Annotated in this window: 7 protein-coding genes and 1 pseudogene; 1 reads left to right on the top strand and 7 read right to left on the bottom strand. The window is 45.3% G+C overall.

Going from position 1 to position 12,854, the window contains the following annotated elements; translation table 11 throughout:
• Window positions 1-715: 715 nt before the first annotated feature.
• From QUB44_RS28805 to cbiD, 6 genes and pseudogenes are all read right to left on the bottom strand, one after another.
• Window positions 716-1,714 (bottom strand): annotated as a pseudogene (locus QUB44_RS28805) (RNA-guided endonuclease InsQ/TnpB family protein); the annotation flags it as partial.
• A complete protein-coding gene (locus tag QUB44_RS28810) occupies window positions 1,705-2,304 on the bottom strand; it encodes an IS607 family transposase (protein ID WP_333372857.1) in 600 nt (199 codons plus the stop codon). The gene QUB44_RS28810 and the pseudogene QUB44_RS28805, both read right to left, overlap by 10 nt.
• A gap of 175 nt (window positions 2,305-2,479) precedes the next feature.
• Complete coding sequence (locus QUB44_RS28815; protein ID WP_190659239.1) at window positions 2,480-2,695, bottom strand: hypothetical protein; 216 nt, start codon at window positions 2,693-2,695, stop codon at window positions 2,480-2,482.
• A 414-nt stretch (window positions 2,696-3,109) separates the two neighbouring features.
• Window positions 3,110-7,579 (bottom strand): CHAT domain-containing protein, encoded by a 4,470-nt coding sequence (locus QUB44_RS28820; protein ID WP_333372860.1) that lies wholly within the window; start codon window positions 7,577-7,579, stop codon window positions 3,110-3,112.
• Between the two features lie 707 nt (window positions 7,580-8,286).
• The gene (gene guaA, locus QUB44_RS28825) at window positions 8,287-9,888 is read right to left on the bottom strand and encodes a glutamine-hydrolyzing GMP synthase (protein WP_445299936.1); all 1,602 of its coding nucleotides are present in this window, start codon (window positions 9,886-9,888) and stop codon (window positions 8,287-8,289) included.
• 347 nt (window positions 9,889-10,235) lie between these two features.
• Window positions 10,236-11,393 (bottom strand): cobalt-precorrin-5B (C(1))-methyltransferase CbiD, encoded by a 1,158-nt coding sequence (cbiD, locus tag QUB44_RS28830; RefSeq protein WP_333372870.1) that lies wholly within the window; start codon window positions 11,391-11,393, stop codon window positions 10,236-10,238.
• Between the two features lie 239 nt (window positions 11,394-11,632).
• Here cbiD and QUB44_RS28835 point away from each other — a divergent pair, with 239 nt between their 5' ends.
• The gene (locus QUB44_RS28835) at window positions 11,633-11,923 is read left to right on the top strand and encodes a helix-turn-helix domain-containing protein (protein WP_333372864.1); all 291 of its coding nucleotides are present in this window, start codon (window positions 11,633-11,635) and stop codon (window positions 11,921-11,923) included.
• A 169-nt stretch (window positions 11,924-12,092) separates the two neighbouring features.
• Here QUB44_RS28835 and QUB44_RS28840 read toward each other — a convergent pair.
• The coding region (locus QUB44_RS28840; protein ID WP_333372867.1) for an ISAs1 family transposase at window positions 12,093-12,854 on the bottom strand (762 nt) is incomplete at its 5' end.

Here is a 12,854-nt window from a genome sequence, read left to right on the forward strand (position 1 = left end):
CCAGCTTTCGCCAGGGAGTCTTGTTCCATTCATACATCGGTTTTACCGTGCTCATGACTTTTACATTGCTACTGGAGGTTCTATCTTCCGAGACACCGTGGGTCTGTCTGCATATCTCCCTCGTTACAGAGGAGCTTTCGCTTTTGACCCAATCTCTCCTTGCCGTTGCATCCGGTTAGCACCTTCTCTGAAAAATCGACTTTCCAAAGAGCAAACGGTATGTTATTTCGTTCCTGTTCGTCTTTGTTTAGAGCTTTTAGGGTGGTACTTTCCACCGGGTTTATTGCAGAGTGCTTGGTTGGTCAAACCAACAGTTGCCAACCCTGCGGTAAATTGAAGGTAGAGTCCTTTTATTACCAATCCTTGCCCTTTTGGGACTCCCAGCGTGTCAACCTGTTTCGCTGGTTATCGCTCACGATGGTTCGGATGTACCTTTGCTTTCGCTACCCATAAACTCCTGCTCGACGGGGTTCCAGAATAGGTTTTCCAGTTACCGCCTTTTCACTCCGCTTTACGGATTGATGGCTAATCGCTACCGTAGGGGTGATGCTTTCACCGCTGCACCTGCAGGATGGGACTTGAACAATGTTCTCACCCACAGGACGAACAAGTTGTCTTTTAACAAGGGATTAAAGTGCGACCTCGATCCATATTGGATTACCTTGTTAGAGCCTGAATTACCCCCATTTCTGGGTTTCTTCAGAACGAAACGCACATTGGCTCTGGACGTGTATGACTCTTCCGTCACAATCACCGTGATTCCCACTAACCGAGCTTTGTACTCCAACATTTCAATCAAACGAGAGTGAGGAATGCTGACAAAGTTTTGATTATTTTTATTCCCTAACTCGATTTCAGTTTTCCACTGCGCGTTCTTGCCAATTACTAGCGTCCCAATCTGCTTTGCCGTCAAAACATTAATACTCGCACGACTGGCGTGATGCAAATAATTGTCAACCTGTTGATTCCGACAGCGTGTTAAGCGTTGAATCCGTGGTGAAATTTTGCGGCACCCTTTCAACTGGGATTGTAGTTTTGCTTTGCGTTTGTTATAGAACTGGTTGATCGATTTCAATGGTCGCCCGTTAATCAACAAAGGGATAAATCCCGGTTGATTTGAAGTTAGCGCCACTAAGTTATCCAGTCCCAAATCGATGCTAGCTATAGAATTGTCACTGCTGACGGTGGACTCCGGTTCATCATAAATCACCTCAATTACATAGGAATCACATTTCGGAATCAGTCTAACTTGGCAAACTTGGTCGGGATTGACTTTTGTTTTAATTAAAAGCTTCGTACCCGAAAGTTTAATCATTCCCTTCTTCAATTGTTTACTACTAATCGCTTGAATCGTGTAGACGAGAAGGTTTCGTCCTTTGACTTTATCTTTGTATTTCGGCAGCCTTGGGCGACCAGTAAACTTGGAAGAATCAGCTTTGTAAGCCTTGACCGCCTCAAAAAACGATTTCCAATTTTTGTCTAGCACCATCAAGATTTGCTGACTGACTTTAGCAGGTAAAGCTTTATACGCTTCATGGGACTTCATCAAGCGGTTCATTTCGTTGTAGTTGACATACTTCCATCCATAAACAAAGTTCTGACGAATGACGTAATTGGCGGCATTGTAGAGGTTTTTGGACTTGAAAGCTAGTTCGTCAATCTGGGCGAAACGGTGTTCCGTTGATTTAATAATGTGTCTCTCTGTTAGTTGCATTCAGAGCCTTCATCTTTCAACTCAGCGATTATTTTTTCCGTCTTCCTACCAGCACGGCGCTGCCCGTAAAGCCGTGCAGCAAAGCTTGTAACTATCGCTACTAAGTCTTGCATTAACTCATCTTTTCCGTTATCGGCTAGATTAACTATTTCCAATTTGACTCCTGACCGAAGAAGTAACACGCCTAAGTAATTTGTACCAAATCGAGCCAAGCGGTCTTTGTGTTCAACCAACAGAATATCGTAGTCATCCTGCTGTAGCAGTGCTTCCAACTGCTTTCTGTGATCGTTCAATCCGCTGCCAATTTCTTTTACATTTCTAACGATTTGATAACCGTTAGCAATTGCGTATTCAGCAAGCCGCTCTGATTGGCGGTTAAGGTTTTCTTTGTTTTCGGAGGAATAAACTCTGCTATAAATAGCGACTCGATTCTTCTTGACCTCGGTGGATGATGTTTGTGGCACGTAATCTACGATGATTAGACCACTTTCTGTCTGTCGCGCTGGATGTGGTAGTTTATTTGCCTTCCACCACCGCCACGCAGTTGTGTAACTTATGCCTATTGCTTTGGCGTAGTCAGGTAGTTTCATTTTTAACCTCCTGACTGCATATTACCATTCTTGCTTACGATTGCTTATAAAATTAATGAAGTTTTACAATACAAAAAGCTATCCTTGTAGAGGGCGATCGCAATATCAGTGACTGGTCTAAACTTTCCCAATCGAAAACTGTTGTAGAGTGTCGAGTTCTCAACGAGCTTTCTGCTTACGAGACGATGGAGAGTTCATCACTGACTTGAATCCGACCTTTGACCAGGGAACGAATCAGACGATCGAGCGAGCCACGTTCTTCTTCACTGATGGACTCATCAAGGATAGCAGCCATCATGCCGTAGCGGTCAGCTTTGGTAACGCGGTGAGTATCGGTGACAGTGGCAATTAATTCGTTGATAGCGCCGGGGAGAAGATTAACTTGAAACATGGGATTATTTTGAACTCGACACCTTAATCATCTCGTGATTTCTCCTAAGAGCAAGTGATGGTGCTGGTTGTTTCCCGTGATAATACTGAGAATATTGGGTGAACCAAGTCCGTGTTACCAGTGATCGAAGTCACAACATTGAAACCAATGCAGCGGTGGAACAACTACAACCCACCTTCCGCCCTTTGAGTGTGTGAGTTATATCAAATCTGCCCTTCATCGGAATTATCCATCTCTCTTCCCTTCCTCTGTATCCTCTGCGTTCTCTGTGGTTTAAACATTCCGATCTAACGGGAATTGATATCAAAGGGCCCGACGTGGGGTGTAGGACAAGAGAAAAATGATAATTTGGCACATTAAGTACGGAAGAGAAGGTATTAGGTCTCTTGACGGGAAGAAATCAGCTTTTCCCGGTTAACGTTTCTCAGCTTCGCCAATGAGAGTAAAAGCGGCCCAATCTACAGGATTAGGATGTTTGACCAGTGTTACCAGCATGGCCTTCCGCAGCGCTTGGGCAATATCAGGGGTTAGCTGCATCTGTCGATAAAATTCCGCCATCAACTCGGCTGTTGATTCGTCAGATACTGACCACAGAGAAACTACAACACTCGGAACGCCTGCTGCAATAAACGAGCGTGATAAACCAATGATGCCATCACCAGTAATACGACCGCGGCCCGTATTGCAAGCACTCAAAACGATGAGTTCGGCATTCAACCTCAAATTGAAAATTTCGCTAGCAGTGAGTAAACCACTGTCACCCTTGCTTGGCGCAAGCGCGATGACTCCAGGTACCCCCAATTCCTCTACGTCATCCAGGATGCCGTGAGTTGCTAAATGCACTATGCGCGATCGCTCTATTTGCTGTAAAACTGCTACTTTTGTCGCTTTGTCGCCTGTGAGCGGTTCAGCATTCAAAAGCTGAGCAATCGCGATCGCTTCGGCTTCAGAGTGTGGGAGTGATGACAGTTGTTGAGGAGGTTGGTTCGTCGTAAAGGCAACACTTGGCATGGTAGGATTCCCAACGACTAGCGCACCTTTTCCTGAAGCAAGCTGTTGCTGTTTCTTGGTTAAAGACAGCACTTGAATTGAAGGCGCTGTTAAAATAGTATGTTTTTCTATCAAGTAGTTTCCCGAAGTATCTTGCAACGCGGCAAAGGGAACTAAGAACAAAGATTCATGAGGAATAAAGGTAATTCGCGACGCTGGATCTTGAGGTAGAAGGTCAGCAATTGGTTCGATCAGTAGTTGATAAAGCTCTTGCAATGACGTGTCTAAAAATCGTTGCTCGACAATAGGCCTGGTTCTGGTGGGATTTGTAGCTGGTTGGGATCGCTGCTTGTTTCGCAGGCAACTGGGAATGAAGCAACGACCTTGAGTAATCAAGGCTTGTAATGAAGTTTTTTCCTCAGCCAAACCTTTCAAGCTGATACGACGAAATTCAATTTGTCCGGTTGGCTGCGTTACCCAGATATAAAGGTCTGAATCTTGCTGTTTTCTTTGACCATCAGCTTCTACAACTTCTTTGATAATCGAGTAAGAAACAAAAGTGGAATTGTGTTCCTTAGCGATTTGCTGAATTTCCTGGATGTTGATCGGTTTTATTTGATTTTCCGATGACTTTAGGGTAGCCTGTGCTGACTGGGAAGAAAAACGGTTGGTCAATAATCTAACAAAAGCTTGCGCCCGTCCCCGCTCTGCTATTTCTAGCGCTTCGTTATGCTGATTTTGATTAGCAAGCACTTCTTGTAACGTACTATAAGTTGTTTCTTGGGTCTCAAAAATTGAAATTAAATTGAGGTCGTTATTATTTAAGTTTGACCGCAGAGATTCCCAAATTTCAATAGCTGAAAACAAAGCTTTGATAGCTTCGGCTGGTTGCTTTGCTTTGTATAAAGCGTCACCTAAATTGCTGAGTGCGCGGCCTTCAGCGTGGCGATCGCTCAGTTCTCTGGCAATGGCTAAACTCTGTTGGTAAGACTCAATCGCTTGACTATAGTTTTTGACAGCATAGTAAGCAATTCCTACATTTTCTAAAGCGCGACCTTGAACGAAACGATCGCGCAGTTCTAAGGCGATCGCTAAACTTTGTTTCTGCTCATCAATTGCTTGGGCATAATTCGTCAGGGAATAGTGTACTAATCCTAAATTACTCAAAGCAAGGGCTTCGCCTCGGCGATCGCGCTGCTGTTTAGCGATGGCTAAACTTTGCTCTTGATATTCTACTGCCCTTGTATACTCTTTTTTGGCGTAATAAACTAATCCCAAATTTCTTAGGATACTCGCTTCTAAATCAGCCGATTTTAGGGAGTGTGCTACTTCCAAACTTTGCTCGTAGTATTCGATTGCTTTTTTATAATTGCCAATCGCGCCGTAAGCAGCTCCCAAACCAATAAAAGCTTGTCCCTTTCCCAATAAATCGGCCCTGGATTCCGCTTGTGCTAAGCGCTGCTGCTGGTAAGAAATTGCTTTTTCATAATCTCCGATTGCGTAGTAAGTTGCGCCTAGATTGTTGAGCGCGTAGCCGAACCTAGCGTCATCGCGGGAGAGTCTCGCCAGCTCTAAATTCTGCTGGTAGCAGGCGATCGCTTTGCTGTAGTCTTTCGGCGCAGTTTGGAGGGGCACTCTTGCCTGCTGCCCCAATAATTGTTCCTGAGTTAAGCACTGAATGGCACTCGGTGTCAGGCTTGCTAAGCCATTGTTTAGAGGTGCGAGTCCAGGGAACTGAAAGCCAGGTGGTGCTGGTGGTTCTGGTGGCACCGGGGAAGGTATGAAGACTGATGGTTCTGGTGGCACCGGGGAAGGTATGAAGACTGGTGGTTCTGGTGCCACCGGGGGAGGTATGAGCGGTGGTGGTTCTGGTGGCAGCGGTAGTGGTTCTGGCTGCGGAGGAGGTAAGAGCGGTGGTGGTTCTGGTGGCAGCGTGGTAGGGCTCGGTGTCAGCGGGGGAGCCAACTCCAGCGAAGGATTTGGTGGATTGCTAAGGAAGCTGATCTCACCTGCCTTGATTCCGCTAGTGTTGATGTTGCCCGAACTGATGTTGCCTTCTGCATAAAGGATGACGCTACCTCCGTTTCCAATGAAGCTAGAGGTTGTAATTCCACCGATGGTGATCGCGTTTGCCCCATACAGGAAAATTGACCCACCGTTACCGACTATCGAGGAAGCGTTCAAGGTGCTAGCGCTCGTATTGATACTTCCGCCCGTGCTGTAGAGGGTAATATTGCCGGCATTGCCCGTTAAAGTTGAAGTATCCAGGTTTTCCGCAGCGATGTCCCCGGACGCTACCAACGCGATATCTCCGCCATTTGAAGTAATGGATGCTGCTTGAATGCTGTTTGCAGCGCCTAAAAAAACTGAACCTGCGATCGCGATATTGCCAACTTGAATGCTGGCAGGTGAAGAACTGGCGGGTACTAGAGTGCTGTTTCCAGTGAGGGGAGTGGGTAGGTTGCCAGCCGTAAAAACCAACTGCGGTCGATCGCTAGATGCGGAACTGATAGCGATATCACCGGATGCGATCGTGCCTTTTGCTTGCACTCCCAGAGAAGCGCCTGCGTAATTACCAAAAGTGACGTTTCCGCCTGAAACGATCGTAGAACCGCCTGAACTTGCGAAGTTGCCGGGGCTACCTTGAAGTGTGCCAATTGAGAAATCGCTGCCAGCTCTGAAGAGGGCATCACCGGATACAGTACCGTTACTGGTAAGGGTAATGCGGCCGCCAGCACTCAGTAAGCTTTGGGAGTGATTGCGAGCCTGGATGTCTATTTGGCGATCGCCCTGCACGGTTAGGTTTCCACCCGCATTAGTAACAAAAGAGTTAGCCACGCTGTCGCGGATACGGACATTTTCCCCCGCTTGCAATTTCAAGTCACCGGTTGTTTGTAATTGCCTGTTTACTAGGGTCAGGTTGCGCGCGGCTGACACAGTAGCCGTTTGAGCAGACACTGCTAAATTTTGGTTCGCACCTGTTGCCTGAGTGTCGGCGATCGCCACATCGCCAGCTTCTACCTGCAAGTCTGAATTCGTTAGCTGTACGCTTCCGTCGCTGTTAACTGTAACGCCTGTAGCGTTACTGCTACCCCCTGTCAGCAGTTGAGACAGGGTGAGGGGACTAAACGGCACAGAAGCAGAATCTAGATTAGAAGAGGGGGAAATTTCTAAACTCAGCAGATGTCCTGCTTGAGAAATGCGGACTAAGTTTTTTCCGGGCACCGATGCGATCGCAATTTGCCCCGACGGTGCTGACAAAGTACCGGGGCTGAAAACTGTTCCGCCTATTAAAGCTAGCGTTTGCCCGTTAGGTACGCGCAGTTGACCGAAATTTGCGATCGCCCCTGGCTGAGCTGTACCAAAATTTAAAATGCTTGGCGTTCCTATCAGCATAGCGTATTCATTAACGCCAACTGCCTGAAACCAATTGTTGCCGAATCCGATTCCGGTTGCTGTTGTTGCCAAGAATGAACCAGGCACGTTCAGTTGAGCGTTGGAACCAAAAACCATCCCCGCCGGATTCATCAAAAATAAGTTAGAATTACCGCCTATTACTTGAATTAAACCGTTAATATAAGAAGCATCGCCACCCACAACTCGCCCTAAAATATTGCGGATATTTGGCTCAGAAATAAAGTTGACAATTTGACCGTCTGTGAGTCCAAACTGCTGAAAGCTATGGAAGAGATTAGTGCCGTCTTTGGAGCGCTGTCCCCCGTTGATATTAAATTGATTGCCGGAGGTATTAACAGCAGTTCCTGTGCCATCGGGAGACGGAGTAATTTGCTGTCCTGTAGCCGCAGGTGAGGACAGTAAAAAACCTAAAGATACCACCCAAGTACAAGTCAACAGTTGCTGTTGATATCTTTGATTTATGATTGTTATAATCATTAGACTTCTCCCTACAATAAAAGTTTTGCTGAGTACGCTTAAATTATAATAAAACTTTCTCCTCAAAAAACATGAGTGGAGTTTAAGCTAAGCACGTTAAAAAGAGCCCTCGTAACTCAACGGGCGAACGTTTCTAGAACCCATTTGAGAGCTAAGCGGCTGCAAGCCTGATCAGCATCAGCCTAATAACAATAGTCATGAGAGTTTTTAGTTCCTAGTCTGAAACCCTTGATTTTTCCTTGGTAGTTCGATTGCCGAATCGCCTTGAAAGCCATATTCTACGGTTAGTTATCAAAAAGTATCCGCAGTCTTGTAATAAAACAAAGATTAACCTTGGCACTCGCATCAACCAGAGTTCTCTCAAAATTACTGACGAGGATTTTGCACGTCTCTATCCAAGCATTTGCCCGTTCTCTTCCCCTACCTTGTCACAACCCGAAAAAACAAGGATTTGAGGATGCTCCACTCTTCGTCTGTGAGGCTGGTAGAGTATGGCATAACTGCTGGATACGAATTTTGCAGTCACTTTACTTATATACAGCAAAAAATGTCAAATGCGTTCTATAAAAGCGATCGCCCTTCCCACTCCCCCATCCCCTGAAGCCCGTAAAGCGTACCTATCCCAGAGGGAATCCCCCTTTTATCCAAAATCAAAATAAGTAGACAGACAAAAAAATTAGTCCGCCTACTTAATCGCTAACTACAAATCACTCCCACTCGATCGTTCCCGGTGGCTTAGAAGTAATATCGTAAACCACTCGGTTTACCCCCTTAACCTCATTCACAATGCGGTTCGAGATCAGTTCCAACAAATCATAAGGAACCCGCGCCCAATCAGCCGTCATCCCGTCTTCACTCTTAATAAACCGCAGAACAATCGGGTAAGCATAAGTGCGCTGATCGCCCATCACCCCTACACTGCGAATCGGCAGCAAAACTGCAAAAGCTTGCCAAAGTTCACCGTACAATCCGTGCCGGTTAATTTCTTGGCGAACAATGAAGTCAGCATCCCGCAAAATATTTAGTCTCTCTGCGGTAACTTCTCCTATGATCCGAATCGCCAATCCCGGGCCGGGGAAAGGTTGTCGGTTCACGATTTCTTCGGGAAGCCCGATCGACCGGCCAACTTTTCGCACCTCATCCTTAAACAGTTTTCGCAGCGGTTCAATCAGCTTAAATCGCAAATCTTTCGGCAAACCGCCGACGTTGTGGTGGCTTTTAATTTTAACAGCAACTCGCTCGCCGCTTTTCGGGTCTGCATTAGTGTCAGCCGACTCAATCACATCAGGATAAAGAGTACCTTGTGCGAGGTAGTCAAAGGGGCCCAGACGCTTCGATTCTTCTTCAAATACGTTAATAAATTCGTGACCTATCCGCTTGCGTTTTACTTCAGGATCGGTTATTCCTTCAAGTTGAGCTAAAAAGCGTTCGCGAGCATTAACATACTCAACATCAATGTGGAATTGCTCTTTAAATAATTTTACCAACCGTTCTGGTTCATACTTCCGCATAAACCCTTGGTCGATAAACATACAGGTAAGTTTGTCGCCGATCGCCTTGTGCAGCAAGAAAGCCAAAGTAGAAGAATCTACACCACCGGATAGAGCCAGCAAAACTCGTTTATCCCCCACTTGCGCGCGAATTTCGCGAATCGATTCCTCCACAAAAGTAGCTGTCGTCCAAGTCGGTTCGCACTCGCAAATGTGGTAAACAAAGTTGCGAATTAAAGCTATTCCCCCGATCGAGTGAACTACTTCTGGGTGAAACTGAACCCCGTACAAATTTTTCTCGTGGTTAGCAACAGCAGCACACGGAGTATTGTCCGTGTGAGCGAGGATCTCAAAACCCGAAGGCAACTCGGAACAGGAGTCTCCGTGGCTCATCCACATCGTGCTGCCTTCTTCGACATTTGTCAGCAAATCTGTAGGATCGTCAATAAATAGCGATGCCTTGCCGTATTCGGCTAACTTAGCCCGTTCAACCTTTCCTCCGAGTTGCTTTACCATCAACTGCATCCCGTAACACACTCCCAACACCGGTATTCCCAAATTCCAAATTTCTGGGTCGCAGTGGGGAGCTCTTTCATCGTATACAGAACTCGGGCCTCCTGACAGAATAATTCCTTTAGGATTGATAGCTTTTAACTGTTCTGCCGTAGTTCGGTAAGAAATAACTTCTGAATATACTTGAGTTTCGCGAATGCGGCGAGCGATCAGTTCGGAATATTGCGAACCGAAGTCGAGAATCACTATGATCTGGCGATCGATCTGCTGCAGAAAAGAGTTGGTGAGAACGGATTCAGTTTCTATTTGAGTAGTCACGGTTATTGCGTAATTGCTAAGTGCTAATTGGGCAGAAAGTAGCGGAGGTATCTGTCGCGGTCTCAGTACAATTCTAAGGAAGGCGAGGAACCATTAGTCGCTAGAAATAAATCTTATTCATACTAGATTGCTGTCAGCGATGTTAGTCGATTAATCGGGCACAGGGCAAGCATAGATTTACTTCGAGCCTTACCCTAATTAATTGAATTCTTACTTCAGAAATAAATTCCCGAAGCAACCTAGTATAATTAAGGTTTAGGGACAGAGAATTATTACTTGTTAAATATTATCCCTGACCGATGTTTTAAACAGAATTCAGGGATATTCACACTACATTAACAAATTTGGGTCAAAAATGTATCTCCTATATCACTTTTAACAATAATTTTGCGATCGCGCCCGAACATCACCGAGCCCACGGGGATGTGCAAGTTAGTGTGAGTAAAAATGCAATCCGATGAGCGCAAGTCTATTTGTCCGGCAATGTCGCCGTAAATTCGATCGACCCAATTGCTCCCAAACTCGGCGTCTAAAGCCCGCAATTGCCCAAGAGCCTCTTCGGCTGTCGCTGCAGCAAAAATTGCGGAACACGCATCGGCAGGCATTCCAGCTTTAGCACAGTAAGCTGTGAGAATTTCCCTGCGCGCGTCAGCCAAGTGGTGGTGAGTGTGAAAAATCCCCGCCGCCAATTTCATCAGTTTCCCGTGATAGCCAAACAGCAAAATTGACTGCACGCCCTGATATCCTGCCTCTACCAGCAGCGGGCCGAGCCAGTTAGCGGTTTTGACGAGCCTATCAGGATTAATCCCCAGTTGTCGCGCCAAATCCAAGCCGTTTTCGCCGATGCAGAAAACCAAACAGTCAAACAGTTCGGCTTTTTGTTGCAGTTGTTCGCGGTAAAGTTCCAACTGTCCAGGCGCACTCAGTGGTTGAGAAATTCCCGTTGTACCCAGCAGCGAAAGTCCTTCTACCACGCCAAAAGCTTCGTTAGAAGTGCGGGTGGCTAGTTGTCGCCCAGACGGCAGAATCAGAGTGACAGTAATTTTTTCTCCCCGTGCGAGTTTTAGGCTCAGATTCGATCGCAGCAGCCGCATTGCGTAATCATAGATCGCCGCCCCTCCACCGACTGTGTGACGCCCTATACCTTCACCGCCGAGAATCACAATCTGCTCTTCCTCTCCCCGATTCTCTCCCTCTCTCTCCCTCTCTCCCTCTTCCCAATTCCCCAATTCCACCATTGCCCAAACGGGGGTATTGCGAGTCAGATCGAGATTGTCCCCCGGATCGGAGCGAGTTACTCCTAAAGCGGTATTAGTTTTGAGTACAGACGCCTGTTCGATCGGAATTTCTGCCGTTATTTGCGGTTCCAGTAAATTTACTGATACGCTATCTAGAGACTGAATACCCTCACGCAAGCACCGCAAAGCTGCAAGTGCGGCCGCACAGGCAAATACTGGCAATGTATACCCGGATACAGGTTGAGTTTTAGTCACGCTCAAATGCAGAAATCTGTAAATTTGCGGGCGATCGACATCACGCCTTAGCACTGATAGCCCTCAAACATTTAAGTTTAATTGTAGGGTTTGTTATTATAAGCAGTTCGCGTAATTTTTGTCAACTATAATTTTGTCCTGTGAGTTGCCTTGAAGCAAGCCACACTTTTGTGGAGCTTGACTAAATTGCCAAATAGTTTGCTAAAATTCTCCATAGTTAATCATTGAGAGGAAGTTTTGTGTTTGCTGTCAAACGAGCGCTCAAACTGAATAACAACGAAGCGACTTTGATGGCAAGACACGCAGGATTCCGGCGCGTAGTATTTAACTTTGGGTTAAGCTTGCGGACTCAAATGTATAGCGAGGGAAAATTCACAGACTCGAAGGTGATCAACGAAGTTAAAAAAGTTCTTACCAACCACGTCAAGAAACAGCCTGAATTTGGCTGGATGAACCAGTTGTCTAGTCGAGTTTATCAAAATGCTTTAATTGACTTGAAAGATGCTTTTAGTCAGGGTAAACGCATCTAAATTAATTTGACAAACACCTAAATTTGTGCATTGCTAAATAACTAAAAAAACTTTCTAAAAATCATTATTTTTCACCACATTTAAGCAGATTAAATCAGAACCTTAAGATTTTCTAAACTTCTTAAAGCCGGATAATTTTCCTTCTTAGATAGGTGTTAGATTTCGAGCATTAACTGGCAGAGTTTAAAATTTTAACTAAATAATTATTGTCCATTGCCGCTCGATACCGTTTCATTTTTAGACTTTGTTTGGAAATTTTTTCTTGTTTTAGTAAATTTATAGCCAAGCGACGTAGAAGTGCAAAATTTTCGGGAGAGTTCTGTTTCCTAATCCGGCTTTCATCTTCACAAAATGTCACATCAAGCGTCCAATGTAAGCTATTTTCAATGCCCCAATGACTGCGGATAGCCCCAGCAATTCTCTCAGCATTACTGCTTAAACTACTCAAGTAAAAACGAGCTTCTGTGGTGGTTTTATTCCACAATCGTCGTTCACTAACTATCATGACAACTGTTTTTAGTCCCGTCCATAACTCTTGATTATGCAGAGGTGGTAACTCGGATACATCCACAGTCCAGACTTGTCTTTTTTCCACTCGATGATGTCCGGCTTCTACTTGTTCATAATAATCATACTTTTTGCCTAAATAATCTGCTTCTTGAGCTACTTCAAACCACTCTTTCACGGCTTTGTATAGGAGTTGTTGATTCCCTTTTAAAGCTAAAATATAATCTCCTTTTTTCTTAATAATCAGAGATGTTATATTTTTTTGACAGCCCATAGCATCTATAGTTATTACACTTCCGGCAATTTCTAACATTTCTATTAATTCCGGAATCGCTGTCAGTTCATTGGATTTTTTATCGACTTTTTTTTGTCCTAAAACCAATTGATGAGATGAAGACCAGGCTGTAACTATATGTAGCGCTTT

Source organism: Microcoleus sp. AT3-D2 (assembly GCF_036705715.1).
Classification (GTDB): Bacteria; Cyanobacteriota; Cyanobacteriia; order Cyanobacteriales; family Microcoleaceae; genus Microcoleus.

Bases quoted from the DNA above. Each gene is read 5' to 3' on its own strand.
- QUB44_RS28810 (WP_333372857.1), bottom strand. From the start codon at position 2,304: ATGAAACTACCTGACTACGCCAAAGCAATAGGCATAAGTTACACAACT.
- QUB44_RS28815 (WP_190659239.1), bottom strand. From the start codon at position 2,695: ATGTTTCAAGTTAATCTTCTCCCCGGCGCTATCAACGAATTAATTGCC.
- QUB44_RS28820 (WP_333372860.1), bottom strand. From the start codon at position 7,579: ATGATTATAACAATCATAAATCAAAGATATCAACAGCAACTGTTGACT.